At 42.9% G+C, this 15258-nt stretch carries 16 protein-coding genes; 10 read left to right on the plus strand and 6 right to left on the minus strand.

What is annotated here, in order from left to right; translation table 11 throughout:
* Positions 1-173 precede the first annotated feature (173 nt).
* Entirely contained in the window at positions 174-1625 is a 1452-nt protein-coding gene (locus OA79_RS11830) for a hypothetical protein (protein WP_063333453.1), read from the plus strand.
* A gap of 62 nt (positions 1626-1687) precedes the next feature.
* Positions 1688-1987 carry a hypothetical protein gene (locus OA79_RS11835; RefSeq protein WP_063333454.1) on the plus strand — a complete coding sequence of 100 codons (300 nt, stop codon included), beginning with the start codon at positions 1688-1690 and terminating at the stop codon, positions 1985-1987.
* Between the two features lie 51 nt (positions 1988-2038).
* Here the strand turns inward: OA79_RS11835 and OA79_RS11840 are convergent, their stop codons facing one another.
* A complete protein-coding gene (locus tag OA79_RS11840) occupies positions 2039-2491 on the minus strand; it encodes a hypothetical protein (RefSeq protein WP_063333455.1) in 453 nt (150 codons plus the stop codon).
* 320 nt (positions 2492-2811) lie between these two features.
* On the opposite strand from OA79_RS11840, the gene OA79_RS18555 reads away from it, so the two are divergent.
* From OA79_RS18555 to OA79_RS11860, 5 genes are all read left to right on the plus strand, one after another.
* Positions 2812-2934 carry a hypothetical protein gene (locus OA79_RS18555; protein ID WP_269447842.1) on the plus strand — a complete coding sequence of 41 codons (123 nt, stop codon included), beginning with the start codon at positions 2812-2814 and terminating at the stop codon, positions 2932-2934.
* Between the two features lie 193 nt (positions 2935-3127).
* Entirely contained in the window at positions 3128-3415 is a 288-nt protein-coding gene (locus OA79_RS11845) for a hypothetical protein (RefSeq protein ID WP_156486264.1), read from the plus strand.
* 216 nt (positions 3416-3631) lie between these two features.
* Positions 3632-7366: a methionine synthase gene (gene metH, locus OA79_RS11850; protein WP_063333457.1), complete on the plus strand. Its 3735-nt coding sequence runs from the start codon at positions 3632-3634 to the stop codon at positions 7364-7366.
* A gap of 26 nt (positions 7367-7392) precedes the next feature.
* Positions 7393-8001: a cob(I)yrinic acid a,c-diamide adenosyltransferase gene (gene cobO / locus OA79_RS11855; protein ID WP_063333458.1), complete on the plus strand. Its 609-nt coding sequence runs from the start codon at positions 7393-7395 to the stop codon at positions 7999-8001.
* A gap of 107 nt (positions 8002-8108) precedes the next feature.
* Positions 8109-8462: a RidA family protein gene (locus tag OA79_RS11860; protein WP_063333459.1), complete on the plus strand. Its 354-nt coding sequence runs from the start codon at positions 8109-8111 to the stop codon at positions 8460-8462.
* A 46-nt stretch (positions 8463-8508) separates the two neighbouring features.
* Here OA79_RS11860 and OA79_RS11865 read toward each other — a convergent pair whose 3' ends face one another.
* Complete coding sequence (locus tag OA79_RS11865) at positions 8509-9003, minus strand: cyclic nucleotide-binding domain-containing protein (protein WP_063333460.1); 495 nt, start codon at positions 9001-9003, stop codon at positions 8509-8511.
* Between the two features lie 315 nt (positions 9004-9318).
* On the opposite strand from OA79_RS11865, the gene OA79_RS11870 reads away from it, so the two are divergent.
* Entirely contained in the window at positions 9319-10905 is a 1587-nt protein-coding gene (locus tag OA79_RS11870; RefSeq protein WP_063333461.1) for an ABC-F family ATPase, read from the plus strand.
* An 89-nt stretch (positions 10906-10994) separates the two neighbouring features.
* Here OA79_RS11870 and OA79_RS11875 read toward each other — a convergent pair whose 3' ends face one another.
* From OA79_RS11875 to OA79_RS11895, 4 genes are all read right to left on the minus strand, one after another.
* A complete protein-coding gene (locus tag OA79_RS11875) occupies positions 10995-11831 on the minus strand; it encodes an MOSC domain-containing protein (protein WP_063333462.1) in 837 nt (278 codons plus the stop codon).
* A 113-nt stretch (positions 11832-11944) separates the two neighbouring features.
* Positions 11945-13111: a type III PLP-dependent enzyme gene (locus OA79_RS11880; protein ID WP_063333463.1), complete on the minus strand. Its 1167-nt coding sequence runs from the start codon at positions 13109-13111 to the stop codon at positions 11945-11947.
* 260 nt (positions 13112-13371) lie between these two features.
* Entirely contained in the window at positions 13372-13791 is a 420-nt protein-coding gene (locus OA79_RS11890; protein ID WP_063333465.1) for a DUF6691 family protein, read from the minus strand.
* A gap of 9 nt (positions 13792-13800) precedes the next feature.
* A complete protein-coding gene (locus OA79_RS11895; RefSeq protein WP_063333466.1) occupies positions 13801-14199 on the minus strand; it encodes a YeeE/YedE family protein in 399 nt (132 codons plus the stop codon).
* A 106-nt stretch (positions 14200-14305) separates the two neighbouring features.
* Here OA79_RS11895 and OA79_RS11900 point away from each other — a divergent pair, with 106 nt between their 5' ends.
* A complete protein-coding gene (locus OA79_RS11900; protein ID WP_063333467.1) occupies positions 14306-14767 on the plus strand; it encodes a DUF6942 family protein in 462 nt (153 codons plus the stop codon).
* Positions 14768-15205, plus strand: coding sequence for a tellurite resistance TerB family protein (locus tag OA79_RS11905; RefSeq protein ID WP_063333468.1), 438 nt, complete (start codon positions 14768-14770; stop codon positions 15203-15205).
* Positions 15206-15258: the final 53 nt, after the last annotated feature.

Consider the following 15258-nt stretch of genomic DNA (forward strand, 5'->3'; position numbering starts at 1 on the left):
AATTCAGGCTTTTACTCCTTATCTGGAATATTCTTTCTTCAAGCACAATAAAAGAGACTTTTTAGTAAGCGCATTGATCTGCTTTTACTGGCTACGAGTGCTTTTATCATGCCTGTCCTGTTACGTGATTAACTTGGTCTGAACAGATTGAAGAAAACCCAGAAGCCAGAGAAATGTTGGCGAATATCGCGTCAGATATTGGGCAAGTTTCTGAAAGTGCAATGGGGCGTGGAAGTCTGGATATTGGCTTTGATACCGAGAGCAGTGAAGCTTTCCAAGCAAAAGACCAAGACACTTTCAATGACACCAATATCAATGCTAGAGAAGTGAGCTTGATAGAGCAAGGATGGGGCGGCGAAGCGAATTTCATTGAAAAATACGGCACAAAAAATGGTGAAAAGACGGTAGATGTTGAGTTAGAGGATGCGGCTGAGCAAGCGATTAAAACAGCCATAGACAGCGCAAATGCGTTCGTACAAGTTATACAAGAAGATCCAATAGGATTAGCAGAGGGTCTTAGGGACGTGGCAATTGATGCCGTTACTCACCCATTAGATACTTTTGTATTTGAGGACAGTAAAGGCAGTGCCGCAGACCGACAACTGGTTGCTGAATTGCAGGGTAACGCTGAAACAGCCACTAAAGAAGCCGGATCAAATTTAATTGATACCGTGTCTGAAATGATGCCACCGGGCGTTGGAAAAGCAGCCAAAGGGACTACGGTTGTTGTTGCAAAAGAAGCTGTTGAGCAAGCTTCGAAAAAAGTGGATTTTGTTGATACTGACAGCGAAATGATTGGGCAGGATGCACCAACTTATGATGTCGTTGTTCACTCAAGCAAAACTGCCGAAGAGGTCAATCAGGAAATGATTGATTCGGGATATAAACCCGCATGGACAGATGGGACAGATGTAGAAAATGTCACTTTAATGCCCGGATACAAGCTAGAGCAAATGGTAGAGAAAGATGCTCTGCAAAATATTGATGCTGATAATCCAAATAGTGTTATGGGGCGTTGGGCATCTGATGATACATTACCACTGGATCAGCAAGAGGCTCGTGATGTTACTGCGGTAAAAGTTGAGTGGAAAGAAGACCCTTCTATTGTTGAGATTGAAGTGACTGAGCCTCTAAACGTAAATCGTGGCTCTACACGTGAAATGTACGATGAATCTATTGATAGAAAGTTACCAGGAGGCGCAACTCAAGTTGAGCTTATTGAGGGTAAAGAGAATACCTCCAGGAAAGTCAAAATAACCAATGTGAAGGAGATGACTAGTGAGGGTTCTGGTGGCCCAGACGGAGAAGTAAAAGCTGATCTGCCTTACGGTCCAGCGACGACTAATATTAATTCTGCTCGATTAAATACACAAAAAGTATCGGAAGAAATTTCTGGAGGTCATGCTTTTGAAAAGCATGTTTTAACTCAAGGAGAGTTTTCTGGACTTGGGATTCGTACTCAAACACAATTTCAAAATCACATTGAAAATGTATTAAGCAATCCTAGTAGTGTTCGTTATGCTAGTGATGGTAGAACATATTATCTTCATGAATCTACAGGAACAGTAGTTGTTCGTGATCCAAAAGCTCCAGATGGCGGTACTTCATTTCAGCCTAAAGACTAGAAAGACTATATAGAAAACAAAATCCCTAAAAGGATAACTCCTCCTTAAGCGAGAAAAATATTATGAATGTTAAAGATCAAAAATTATGGGACACAATTTCGAGTTTACTTGAAGAGATGGAAGACGATGGTGATATCGTTATTTGCTCTAACGATACCAGCACGGTGATAAGGAAGCTTCATGAAGCTGTTCTCACAGTAGTGCCAGATACATCATTAACAACATCAGAGATGTATGGTGTTAGGTCTTTATTAATAGAAGCAATCGGGAATAAGAAGTTCTTTGATTGGGAAATGCCTATACTTACAGGGTTTAGTGCGGATGAATTTGAAAGTATTGCGAGAAAGCTACCTAAAGAGTAGTTGTTATTTATTAATATTGGGATTATTTTCCTATTAGTGGCGTTGTTAATTTTATCGTATCCATTCGATACTTCTTATAACTTTATCGCTCAACGAGTATATAACGAAAAAGTCGTTTTCATCTGTTATGACTTTGAATTTTAGAAGACTTTCATTTGCTTTTTTTAATCTTATCTTTCCTTTTTTAATGTCGATTTTTCCGAAGGTAAATGGATAGCTGATTGAGTTTATTAATTCGCCGCTTCTGGAATATAAAAATATACCTAATTCTAATGAAACGGCTAGGTAATCTCTGTTGTCTGAAAGACAAAATGAATCTATTGGTTGGCTGAAGCTGATGCTTCTTTCTAAGTCTTCATATGCCCATTTTAGCTGAATGGTCTTACCTATTTCTCTATTTTTATCTAAGCGTTCCTGAAAGCCTAAATTGGCAAGAAGGAAGTCCTTTTCTCCTTCTTTAAATTTGTATCCAGTACTAGTGATTTCGGTAATATTCTCTATCATGCTATTTGACCAAGTGGCTTAAAATACCTATATTGAATAATATTGGCATATTACATCTGTACCGTGAAGAGGTCTACATCGAACTATACTCATGTTGCATTATTAAGAAAATTTAGCAAGACACTCACCTTAAGTGGCCAATCACGGTATGACCAAACTACTTTAGCGATGAATCATGGCGATAGAGCCGAAAAGGTTTGGGATGCTTACAGCAATTTATCAGGGAATAATTGGGGGCAGAGTAAAATTAAATTTACTCTCTAGAGAATTCTTCTTCGTGCTATCTTTTTTATCTTAAAGTATGAGAGACAGGAGTCTCCATGCCACGTCGTCCGAGAGTGTCAATTCCAGGTTATGCCGAGCACATTATTCAGCGTGGTAATAACCGCCAGCCCATTTTTGCCTGTGATGAAGACATGAAAGCCTATGCATATTGGCTTTGAGGATACGTCATTTCACTCTAACCATTAATAGAATCAGTGTTTTTAGCCAACCTGTTCGGTTTTTATTTGTTCAAAAGTACTTAAAAGCCCTTAAAACGCCATTCGTTTCACCAAGTTTTACATTCTCCATTCGTTAACAATCCTCGATGAGTTTTACTTAATCGGATTGGAATGAAAGGAGATAGACATGACAATGACCTACGAGACTCCAAAACTGAAGGAAGCTTGCGAAGCGGATCAGAACATCTTGAATAAGTTAACCATCATTAAAACCGATGCTCCGACTTATGGTACGCCCGGACCGACAAATTTACATGCTCAAGCGAAGCATGCGCATATTACTAATCAGACAGGTGTCGCTTGGGTGTATGGTGGAACGCCAATAGGTTCCGATCAGCTCATCCTTGCACTTGGCAGAAAGAGTGATAGAGCGGGGAATGGGAGCAGTGGCTATATTTGGGATAAGAACGGTAATCCTTAGATCCAATGAAACTGAGCCTATGATTTAAAGTGTGCTTGGAAGATAGTTGTATATTTTAAACCCAAATCAAACATCTTTAGCTCATTTTTGAATGGGCTTTTTTTATGCTAAACATTTGATCTTTTGAATCATTCATTTGCACATTACTATTTTTCAACGTAAAGCCGAACGCTTTTGTTATAGTAGGCTTGCTTATAATTTTGTGAGGTGTAAAGCGTGGCTAAATCGGTATCGTATTCTGTTCTTGAGCAGCGTCTATCTGAAAATGTATTGATCCTAGATGGTGCAATGGGAACCATGATTCAAGCTTATAAACTTGAGGAAGCGGATTACCGAGGCGAACGCTTTGCTGACTGGCAAAGTGATTTGAAAGGCAATAATGACTTATTGTCACTGACTCAGCCAGCCATTATTAAACAGATCCACGCTCAGTACCTTGAGTCGGGTGCGGATATCATTGAAACCAACACCTTCAATGCCAACTACATTTCCATGTTGGACTACCACATGGAAGATTTGAGTTATGAATTAAACTTTGAATCTGCCCGCTTAGCACGTGAAGCGGCGGATGAATTTACGGCCAAGAATCCAACTAAGCCGCGTTTCGTGGCTGGGGCGGTGGGGCCAACCAGTCGAACCTGTACCATATCACCAGACGTAAACGACCCTGGTTTTCGAAATATTCATTTTGATGAATTAGTAGACGCCTACACCACAGCCGTCGATGGGTTAATTAAAGGTGGTGTCGACATTCTGTTGATCGAAACCATTTTCGACACCTTGAATGCCAAAGCGGCTATTTATGCTGTGCTGGATTACTTTGAGAAAACCGGTGTGCGTTATCCCATTATGATCTCTGGCACCATTACGGATGCTTCTGGTCGGACTTTATCGGGTCAAACCACGGAAGCGTTTTGGAACTCGGTTGCTCATGCTAAACCGATTTCCGTTGGTCTAAACTGTGCGCTGGGTCCAAAAGAACTGCGTCAGTACGTGGAAGAAATATCCCGTATCGCCGACACGCATGTATCTGCGCACCCGAATGCTGGCTTACCGAATGCCTTTGGTGAGTACGATGAATCACCAGATGAAATGTTGGATGAAATTCAAGGTTGGGTTGAGTCTGGCTTCTTGAACATCATTGGTGGCTGTTGTGGTACAGCACCAGAGCACATTGAAACCTTTGCGAAAGCTTTTGCGGACGCCAAGCCACGTGTTATTCCTGAAATCGTAAAAGAGTGTCGCTTGTCTGGACTTGAGCCTTTCAACATTGGCGCCGACTCCCTGTTTGTTAATGTCGGAGAGCGAACTAATGTTACCGGTTCGGCTATGTTTAAGCGCTTAATCAAAGAAGGTGACTTTGATACCGCCTTGGATGTGGCACGTCAGCAAGTGGAAAACGGCGCGCAAATCATTGACATCAACATGGACGAAGGCATGCTGGATTCGCAAGCGGCGATGGAACGCTTCTTGAAATTAATCGCATCTGAGCCAGATATTTCTCGTGTGCCGATCATGCTGGACTCTTCCAAATGGGAAATTCTTGAAGCTGGGCTAAAGTGGATTCAAGGCAAAGGTGTGGTGAACTCGATCAGCATCAAGGAAGGCGAAGAGAAGTTTAAAGAGCAAGCCAGAAAACTGATGAAATATGGCGCGGCTGTCATTGTTATGGCGTTTGATGAAGCAGGGCAAGCGGATACTCGTGAACGTAAAATTGAAATTTGCCGTCGCTCTTATCATATATTGGTCGACGAAGTCGGCTTTGCACCTGAAGACATTATTTTTGATCCGAATATTTTTGCCATCGCCACCGGCATAGAAGAACACAATCGTTATGCGCTGGACTTCATCGAGGCGACGGGGGATATCACTCGTGAATTGCCTTATGCCAAGGTGTCTGGCGGTGTGTCGAATGTTTCTTTCTCATTCCGTGGTAACAACCCAGTTCGTGAAGCGATTCATGCGGTTTTCCTTTATCACGCCATTAAACAAGGCATGACCATGGGGATCGTTAACGCGGGTCAGTTGGCCTTGTATGAAGACATTCCAGTGAAATTACGCGATGCTGTGGAAGACGCTGTATTGAATCGAACGCCAGATGCCACAGATAATTTGTTGGCCATTGCAGGAGAGTTTGCAGGTACGGGAGAAGCCGCAGAAAAAGAAACACAAGAGTGGCGTAATTTACCTGTTTCTGATCGTTTGTCCCATGCTTTGGTGAAAGGCATTACTGAGTTTATTGATGAAGACACTGAAGAAGCGCGTTTGTCCTACAATCGGCCATTAGAGGTGATTGAAGGGCCCTTGATGGATGGCATGGGCATTGTCGGCGATCTTTTTGGATCGGGGAAAATGTTTTTACCACAGGTGGTGAAATCAGCTCGTGTCATGAAAAAAGCGGTCGCCTATTTGATGCCTTATATCGAAGAAGAGAAAGCACGAAACATGGACACGGCTTCGTCCAGTAATGGCAAGATTGTCATGGCAACGGTGAAAGGTGATGTGCACGACATTGGTAAAAACATTGTTGGTGTGGTGTTGCAGTGTAATAACTTTGAAGTGATAGACCTTGGCGTCATGGTGTCATCGGAAACAATCTTACGTACTGCGAAAGAAGAAGGTGCGGACATGATCGGTTTATCTGGTCTGATTACGCCTTCTTTGGATGAAATGGTGCACGTGGCTAAAGAGATGGAGCGCCAAGGTTTTGATTTGCCTGTGATGATAGGTGGCGCAACCACATCAAAGGCTCATACCGCCGTTAAAATTGAACAAAACTACAAACGCAATCAAGTTGTTCATGTTACAAACGCATCACGCAGTGTGGGCGTCGCCAGTGCTCTGCTAAGCAAAGATGCTGAGCGTCGCCAGAGCTTTGTGGATGAGATCAAAATAGATTATGAAAAGACCCGCATTCGGTATAAAGACAGAGCCAAAGCGGGGCGTCGAGTTGGCATTGATAAGGCAAGAAAAAACAAGCCTCCAGTAACTTTTGACGGACAAGTGGTAACACCAAATCAGCTTGGGGTGACTGTGCTCAGTGAAAAGGATATCGACCTTGCCGTGGTGAAAGACTACATAGATTGGACGCCATTTTTCCAAACATGGGAATTGGCAGGTGCTTATCCGCGTATCTTGACTGATGACGTAGTGGGAGAGGAAGCGACTCGAGTTTACCAAGATGCATTGGTGATGCTAGATAAAGTGATTGCCGAAGCCAGTCTTCAGGCAAGAGCGGTCGTCGGCTTGTTCCCAGCGAATCAGGTGAATCATGATGATATTGAGATTTACGCTGATGAATCACGTGATGAGGTAGTGGAAACCTTGTCATTCTTACGTATTCAAAATGAGTTAACCGCGCCAGGTAAATACAATCACAGTTTGGCGGACTTTATTGCCCCGAAAGAATCGGGCGTTGCGGATTACATGGGGGCCTTCGCTTGTGCTGCAGGCTTTGGTATTGAACCTTTGGTAGAGCAGTACGAAGCCGACCATGATGACTACAATTCCATCATGATTAAAGCCGTAGCGGATCGTTTGGCAGAAGCCACTGCTGAATACTTGCATGAAAAAGTACGTAAGGATTTATGGGGTTATGCCCCACAAGAAAGCTTAAGTAATCAAGAGTTGATTAAAGAGAAATATCAAGGTATTCGACCTGCACCAGGCTATCCAGCTTGTCCTGATCATACAGAAAAAAGCAAATTATGGGATCTGTTGGGGGCCAATGAACGTATTGGTATGGAGCTCACTGAAAGCTTCGCTATGTTACCAACGGCTGCGGTGAGTGGCTGGTATTTCGCGCACCCAGATTCCACTTACTTTGGTGTGGGTAAAATTGGTCCAGATCAGGTTGAAGAGTATGCCGAACGTAAAGGCATGAGCAAAGATGACGCTGAGCGTTGGTTAGCGCCAAACTTAGGATACGATCCTGAAGATGATCGTGTATAAAGTAAGCCAAACGACTGAGAGATTTCATGGCTAAGGTAATTAAGGATTCCGAGCAACATAAAAACCGCATGCAAGCCATTAAAAAGCATGTGGATAAGCGCATTGCTAAGGCACAAGAAGACAAAGGGACGTTTGTACTACTAACGGGCAATGGCAAAGGTAAATCCAGTTCTGCTTTAGGTATGGTGGCACGTGCTTTGGGTCATGGCATGAAAGTGGGGGTGGTGCAGTTTCTAAAAGGAGAGTGGAACACGGGAGAAATAGATTTCTTTCGTCAGCAGGATAATGTTCGATGGGAAATTATGCCTTCCGGTTTTACCTGGGAAACACAAAGTCGTGATGCCGACATTCAGTCCTCTGAGCAAGCTTGGTGTCAAGCTGAAGAAATGTTGCAAGACGATAGTTTCGATCTCGTGGTGTTAGATGAATTAACCTACCTTTTACACTATGAATACCTTGATGAAGGTAAGGTGTTGGACGCCTTGATGGTTCGTCCAGAAAATCAACATTTAGTGGTGACTGGACGCGGCGCTTCAGATGCTCTGGTTGAGCTTGCTGATACCGTAAGTGAGATCAAAGAAGTGAAACATGCTTTTAAGCGAGGCATTAAGGCGCAGAAAGGCTTAGAATTTTAGTGTACTCTGGTGCATTCAACTGAGTTTTTGGTTTTATTTAGGCGAATATACTGCTTGCTCGCTGGTATGATTTGCTCCTTTATATCCAACAGTATTTGAGGTGAGTTATGTCTTCTATTGAGCGCTTAGAAGTAGGTCAACGTATGAGCCGTATTGTAAAACACAATGGCACCATTTATTTGTGTGGTCAGGTGGCAGCGGATGCGAATGCCGGCATTGCTGAGCAGACACAAACCATGTTGGATAAAGTAGAGGTTCTGTTAGCTCAAGCAGGGTCTGACAAAGAGCACATTCTTTCGGCAACGGTTTACATTCGTGATATGAAAGACTTTGCTTCGATGAACGCTGTTTGGGATGCTTGGGTACCAGAAGGTCATGCTCCTGCCCGTGCTTGCGTTGAGGCGAGAATGGCTCGTCCAGAGTTGCTGGTCGAAGTCTCTGTGGTTGCCGCTGAAAAATAACTTTTCGGGCTATATAAACTGAACTGGTGTCGTTTGATGCCAGTTTCTAATTTCTTTTCACGATCACATCATTTTCAACTAAGGCGTTGCTTAATACTCGAATGGTTCTTGCCATGTCCCTTGAAAGGTTCATGAGTAAAATGCCAAAGTCGAATGGGTAATCGTCATGGAAGTCACTAAACAGCTGACTGGATATTTCCAGTAATAAACTATCTTCATTAGCGTGCAAACTTCCGACTCGCTCATGAAGCGCTATCATAGAGACAAAGGCTATGGCTTCACCGAATTTGATTGTTCGGGTGCGCGTTTGTTTATCACCGTGCTGTTTGTAGAAATCCAAATTGCCATGCAGCACAGCGTGAAAACTATTGCCTTTGCTGCCATAGGAAAAGATCTCTTCCCCCATACCCACTTGATGAATCACACCGTTATCCAATAGATATTGAATGCCTGAGTCCGATAAAGCGCCAAAAATGGAGCCTTTTTTCAATTCAGCTGGTGATATGTCGTATTTTGCTTCATTTGCTAAGACGGTTTGCATTAGAACCCTCCCGTCATTTTCTCTGTTCTATTTATAATCGACCAATTTCGGTGTTTCTAAATGATTTTTTGATAATTTAAGTGTGCCTCGACTGCCGACAATAAACTAGGTGCTTTTTGTGTGGTCGAGTAACGCATCATATTCCTTTGTAATCATAAGTGAGAGTAAGTTGATGAAATGTCGGTTATTCGCCATAACTGTATTCATAGATGTCAGAACGGGTTCGCAACCCAAGGTCTTTCTATGCGATAATGCGCGCACTTAATTGTCCTAATAGGGCAAAACAATTTATTTAATGAAGAGTGGAACGAAACCTTGTTAACAACAGCCAATATCACCATGCAATTTGGTGCAAAACCTCTATTCGAAAACGTCTCTGTAAAGTTTGGCGAAGGCAAACGTTATGGACTCATCGGTGCAAACGGTTGTGGTAAATCCACCTTCATGAAAATTCTAGGTGGTGACTTAGAGCCGAGCGCAGGTAACGTGTCTAAAGATCCTAATGAGCGCTTAGGTAAACTGAAGCAGGATCAATTTGCCTACGAAGAGTATTCCGTCATTGATACTGTCATTATGGGGCATACTGAGCTATGGGCGATTAAATCTGAAAAAGATGCCATCTATGCAAACGCCGAAATGACCGAAGAAGATGGTTTGCGAGCGGGGGATTTGGAAGCCGAATTTGCTGAAATGGATGGATACACTGCAGACGCACGTGCCGGTGAGCTACTGTTAGGGGTGGGTATTCCAACAGAGCAGCATTACGGTTTAATGAGTGAAGTTGCGCCGGGTTTGAAATTGCGAGTGTTGCTGGCTCAAGCTTTGTTCTCTGATCCTGATATTTTATTGTTGGACGAGCCAACCAACAACTTGGACATTAATACCATTCGCTGGTTGGAAGGGGTATTAGTCGAACGTACTTGTACCATGATCATTATTTCCCATGACCGCCACTTCTTAAACTCTGTGTGTACCAATATGGCTGACTTGGATTACGGTGAATTGCGTTTGTTCTCCGGTAATTATGATGAATACATGACGGCAGCGACTCAGGTGCGTGATCGCTTGTTGGCCGACAATGCGAAGAAAAAAGCGCAAATCAACGAATTGAAATCTTTTGTTAGTCGTTTCTCTGCGAACGCGTCTAAATCTAAACAAGCTACGTCTCGTGCCAAACAGATTGATAAGATTCAATTGGAAGAAGTGAAGCCGTCTAGCCGTCAAAATCCATTTATTCGTTTCGAGCAAGAAAAGAAACTTCACCGCTTGGCCTTACAGGTTGAGAATGTTGCGAAATCTTACGACGAGAAGATTTTCAGTGATCTTAATATGATGGTTGAGGTGGGTGAGCGCATTGCGGTAATCGGGCCGAACGGTATTGGTAAAACAACCCTATTGAAATGTCTGGTAGGGGATACGGAATTGACTCAAGGTGATGTGAACTGGTCAGATAATGCCAACATCGGTTACTACGCTCAAGATCATGCTCATGAGTTTGAAAAAGACGTGGATCTTTTAGAGTGGATGGGGCAATGGGGGCAAGAAGGAGATGACGAGCAGGTCATTCGTGGCACCCTAGGTCGCTTGCTGTTCTCACAAAACGACATCAAAAAGTCGGTCAAAGTCTTGTCTGGTGGTGAGCAAGGTCGAATGTTGTTTGGTAAGTTGATGCTGCAAAAACCAAACGTTCTCGTGATGGACGAACCGACTAACCACATGGATATGGAATCGATTGAATCCTTAAACCTGGCGCTTGAACATTACCCAGGTACGTTGTTGTTTGTCAGTCATGACCGTGAATTTGTTTCCTCTTTGGCAACACGTATCGTTGAAGTCACGGCAGATGGCATTGTGGATTTCCATGGTACATACGATGAATACCTCGCTAAGATGGACAGTTAAGTTTAACTGGCGTTTCATGTTGCATAAAAAAGGGAAATCGATTGATTTCCCTTTTTTCGTTTTTCTGTCCCGTGATGGGTAATGCTTATTTAACGTTTGTCTTCATAGCTGTCCGCTGCTTGATATTCCAATATTTCTACCTCATCACCTTGTTGGATCATGCCTTGATTTAAAGCAACCATATTGATTCCAAATGTAATGCCAGCATTTTTCAGTTTGCGGAATTTTGCTAAGGTTTTTAGCGGCTCGCCTAGTTTACTGCGCTCAGCATTATCCGGATCAATGGTGGTAAAAATACAGCGCACACAAGGTTTAATGTTTTCAAATTCTACCTCACCTATGCGAATGCGCTTCCAGGTATCTTCTGCGAATGCGTCATTGCCTTTGATAACAATGTTAGGGCGAAATTGCGCCATACGAATGTGTTCTGGGCAAGTTCGGTTTAATTCCTCTAGTGACGCTTCTGTGGTTAACAGAAAAGGGTAACCATCTGCAAAGCCAACAGGAGAATCAGGGCGACGACTGGTAAAGCGTTGTGACGATTCGCCAAAAAATACCAGTTCGGCTTCGATGGATAATAAAGCTTGAAACCAAAGGCTTGCTGCTTCTCCTACCGACTGAGCTGAAATGTCGTTCCCCCAAATAGTGACGTCTCGATAGGTTTGAGGAAAGTCGTTTGGATTCAATATTAGCTTGTTTTCAGTCTCTGGATGACTAAGTTCAAGGCCGTTGTTGGGTAAAACTTGAGCATTGATTTGCGTTAATTGCGGGTATTTTCGACCCGTAATGAAATCGCCATTTGGCTTGACTAACATATAACGACGGTCATTCTTTAGCCCTGAAAATAGCACTTCAGCGCGAGTACTCTTGATTCCATGAATGGATTTAATTGGGTATATGGCAAGTTCACTGAGCAAATAAGACATAACAACTCCTGCTTTAAGGCGTCATTATTACGTATTTTGGGGGCTTGAGAAAGGACCGAAAAAAAACCTCGGGGCGTAAGCCTCCGAGGTCTTGAATAAGCAATGCTAAACGCTTATAGATAGTAGGATTCTAATGGCGGAAAGCCGTTAAATTCGATGGCACTGTATGTCGTTGTGTAAGCACCAGTAGACAACCAGTACATGCGATCACCAATTGCTAAGTTCAAAGGCAGACCATATTTATGGTTCTCATACATGATATCTGCGCTATCACAAGTTGGGCCGGCAATGATCACTTCTTCCAGTTCCCCGCCTTTTTCAACGTGAATGGGGTATTTAATCGATTCATCTAAGGTTTCAATTAAGCCTGAAAACTTACCCACATCGGTAAAGACCCAGCGGTTTAGCGCCGTATGGGATTTACGAGAAATAAGCACCACTTCACTGACTAGAATGCCAGCATTAGAAATCAATGAGCGACCAGGTTCTAAAATGATGCGTGGAATATCATCGCCAAAATCTTCTTCTAAGAAGCGAGTGATTTCTTCTGCATAAACAGATAACTCATTTGTCTTAGAAAGGTAGTTAGCAGGGAAGCCACCACCCATATTTATCATTTGAAGGACAATGCCATCTTCTTCTTTAAGGCGTTCAAAAATCACTTTTACGCTGGCAATGGCCGCATCCCAAGCACCAATATCACGCTGTTGTGAACCAACATGGAAAGAAACGCCATAGGGCTCTAGGCCAAGCTCTTTTGCTAGAATCAATAAATCCATCGCCATGTCAGGGCGGCAGCCAAATTTACGTGACAGCGGCCAATCGGCTGTTACTGTCCCTTCCGTTAAAATACGCACATAGATTTTAGAGCCTGGTGCGGCTTTGGCGATATTTCGTAAATCCGCTTCTGAGTCTGTCGCGAACATACGCACGCCTTTTTCATAAAAGTAGCGAACGTCTTTGGCTTTTTTGATGGTATTGCCATAACTCACACGATCTGGAGATACATCACCAATTGCAAATAACTTATCTAGTTCATAGCGTGATGCCACGTCAAAACTGGAGCCACGATCTCTTAGTAGTTCTAAAATTTGTGGCGCTGGATTGGCTTTGATCGCATAAAAAATGTCAGCGACTGGAAAGCCCTTGCTTAATTCAGTGTAGGCTTCATCGATAATTTCTGTGTCAATGACAACAAAAGGGGTGTCTTTTTTATCTGCAAACGCTTTTAGACGAGCAAAACGTTCTGGAGTGTAGAATTCATTAACGTCAATAGACATGCAGGTGCTCCTATTTAGCAAACATAAACCGAAAATTAGTAAACGTCTTTACCTTCTCCCGTCCTACTTATGGCTGTTACTTATCCGGCTCGATGGCCTTAAGCGACTAGCGCAGCAGTTGAAGCGGTGCGGATTATGTTCAGCAATGACGCGGGCGCAATTTAAGGGTGAATTAACTGCCCGTCAAGTATTTTTTGGCACCTTAAACAAAAAAAGGGGCAATAAAAAGCCCCTTTGTTAGTTTGCACTTTTTTTAGACGTTATTTACGAAACAACACATTCTGAAAGTGATGAATCGCGCTGCCTACTATCAAAGCACCAACAAAGTAGATGCCTTCCAGTGGGTTGTTGGTCAATGCCGTTAAGCCAGGTCCTGGGCAGTACCCACTTAGGCCCCAGCCTATGCCAAATAAACCGGCACCAATCAGCAGCTTACGATCAATGTGCTTTAGGTTAGGTACTTGCCACTCATTTGCGATAATAGGGCTAAGGCGTTTATTTTTGATCCAGTAGCCAAGCATGCCAACAAATATTGCGCCTCCCATCACGGCAATGAGTGATGGGTTCCAATCGCCAAAAATATCTAAAAAACCAATCACGACAGCTGGGTTGGTCATTTCCGAAATGGCTAAACCTAAGCCAAATAGTAAGCCAGTTAAAAAGGTTACGAATGCGTACATGAGTGACTCCTAGTGGGTAACAGCAACGGTGATAATGGCGGTTGCCATAAACACTAAGGTGGCAACGATGGAACGAATGGATAATCGAGAAATGCCGCAAACACCATGGCCACTCGTACAACCACCACCCAAGCGCGTACCATAACCAACTAATAAGCCAGAAATCATCAATAGCCATGGACTTCTTATTTCAGGGAAAGGGACGCTTGGCTGAAAAAATGTACCATAAGCACTGCCGCCAAGAATGAGGCCCAAGATAAACAATAATGGCAGAAGGCGACCTTTATTAAATAAGAGCTGTGCTAAAATTCCACTTATTCCAACAACACGACCTGTTGTAATAAGGTAAAAACTGGTAGTAAGGCCTATCAATAGGCCGCCCAATATTGGGTATGTTAAGTTTTCCATTAGGATCTCCTTCGATATTAGATAATTCTAATGTAAATGTATTAGTATTGTCTAATGTTTTGGGTTGAATTTAGTAAAAATTACCTAATTTATCGAAAGAGGGTATATGGATGCGATGAAACTCGGTCATAATATCAGCACGGCAAATTATGTGTTTCTGTTGCCAAACGAACCCAAACTGGACGAAAACATCTTGTCTTCAGAGCACAGCGTTGACCTGTTGATTGAACTGAACGGTAATCACTGGCGTAAAATTCTAACCATAATGGCTAAGCTGACATCCGTTGCCCCTGACCAATGGCGTGAACACAGAGAGGCCACTTTATTCAGTGAGGTGGGCATTACGTTTAGTGCAAGAGAGCTAATGTCTATTGCACATAAAACAAATACGGTCTTTATTGTTGGCCTTAAATTGCGGCAGGAGTGGCCGGTATTAGAGGGAAGCGTACAGGTTGGTCGGGATTGCTGGGTTAAGCGGCCGTATGTTTGGTGTCCATATTTAGATTATCGTCAATTTCCGAATGCATTAATTTCAGAGTTAAGAGAGACTTTGTTGGAGACCTTATAAATGTTAAACCTACTAAAAAGCCTTTTTACCATGCCAATTGAGCCAGAAGAGCAAATATCTTATCAAAAGGCGGTGGCGGCATTATTAATGGAGGTGATGTTAGCGGATCATCATGTGGCTCCAGAAGAAGAGAAAGAGATTAAGCGCATTTTAAATGAAGTCAGTGATCTTGGTGATGACATAGAATTGATATATGAAGAGGCGCGAAAAGGTGTCGATGAGGCCAATGATTTATATCAATTTACCAAAGTGATCAATGATCATGCATCGTTAGAGCAAAAAATGCAGCTGTTAAAAGGGCTTTGGCATGTGGCTTTGTCTGATGGTGATCTTGATGCTCATGAAGATCATCGAATACGTCGAATCAGTGAGCTGCTTTTTATGCCGCATTCTGAGTTTATACAGTCTAAATTGGCAGTCCAAGAAGAGTTACAGTAATAGTGTCACAATGGATGTGTTAAACATTTTGATCATAAAAAAACGGCCTTAGT

It is taken from the genome of Marinomonas sp. TW1 (assembly GCF_001625355.1).
Classification (GTDB): domain Bacteria; phylum Pseudomonadota; class Gammaproteobacteria; order Pseudomonadales; family Marinomonadaceae; genus Marinomonas.

Coding starts and splice junctions, on each gene's coding strand:
- OA79_RS11830 (WP_063333453.1), top strand. CDS start 174: ATGTTGGCGAATATCGCGTCAGATATTGGGCAAGTTTCTGAAAGTGCA.
- OA79_RS11890 (WP_063333465.1), bottom strand. CDS start 13,791: ATGTACGCATTCGTAACCTTTTTAACTGGCTTACTATTTGGCTTAGGT.
- OA79_RS11905 (WP_063333468.1), top strand. CDS start 14,768: ATGTTAAACCTACTAAAAAGCCTTTTTACCATGCCAATTGAGCCAGAA.
- OA79_RS11835 (WP_063333454.1), top strand. CDS start 1,688: ATGAATGTTAAAGATCAAAAATTATGGGACACAATTTCGAGTTTACTT.
- OA79_RS11880 (WP_063333463.1), bottom strand. CDS start 13,111: ATGTCTATTGACGTTAATGAATTCTACACTCCAGAACGTTTTGCTCGT.
- OA79_RS11900 (WP_063333467.1), top strand. CDS start 14,306: ATGGATGCGATGAAACTCGGTCATAATATCAGCACGGCAAATTATGTG.
- OA79_RS11845 (WP_156486264.1), top strand. CDS start 3,128: ATGACCTACGAGACTCCAAAACTGAAGGAAGCTTGCGAAGCGGATCAG.
- OA79_RS11865 (WP_063333460.1), bottom strand. CDS start 9,003: ATGCAAACCGTCTTAGCAAATGAAGCAAAATACGACATATCACCAGCT.
- OA79_RS11840 (WP_063333455.1), bottom strand. CDS start 2,491: ATGATAGAGAATATTACCGAAATCACTAGTACTGGATACAAATTTAAA.
- OA79_RS11875 (WP_063333462.1), bottom strand. CDS start 11,831: ATGTCTTATTTGCTCAGTGAACTTGCCATATACCCAATTAAATCCATT.
- OA79_RS11895 (WP_063333466.1), bottom strand. CDS start 14,199: ATGGAAAACTTAACATACCCAATATTGGGCGGCCTATTGATAGGCCTT.
- OA79_RS11860 (WP_063333459.1), top strand. CDS start 8,109: ATGTCTTCTATTGAGCGCTTAGAAGTAGGTCAACGTATGAGCCGTATT.
- cobO (WP_063333458.1), top strand. CDS start 7,393: ATGGCTAAGGTAATTAAGGATTCCGAGCAACATAAAAACCGCATGCAA.
- OA79_RS18555 (WP_269447842.1), top strand. CDS start 2,812: ATGCCACGTCGTCCGAGAGTGTCAATTCCAGGTTATGCCGAGCACATT.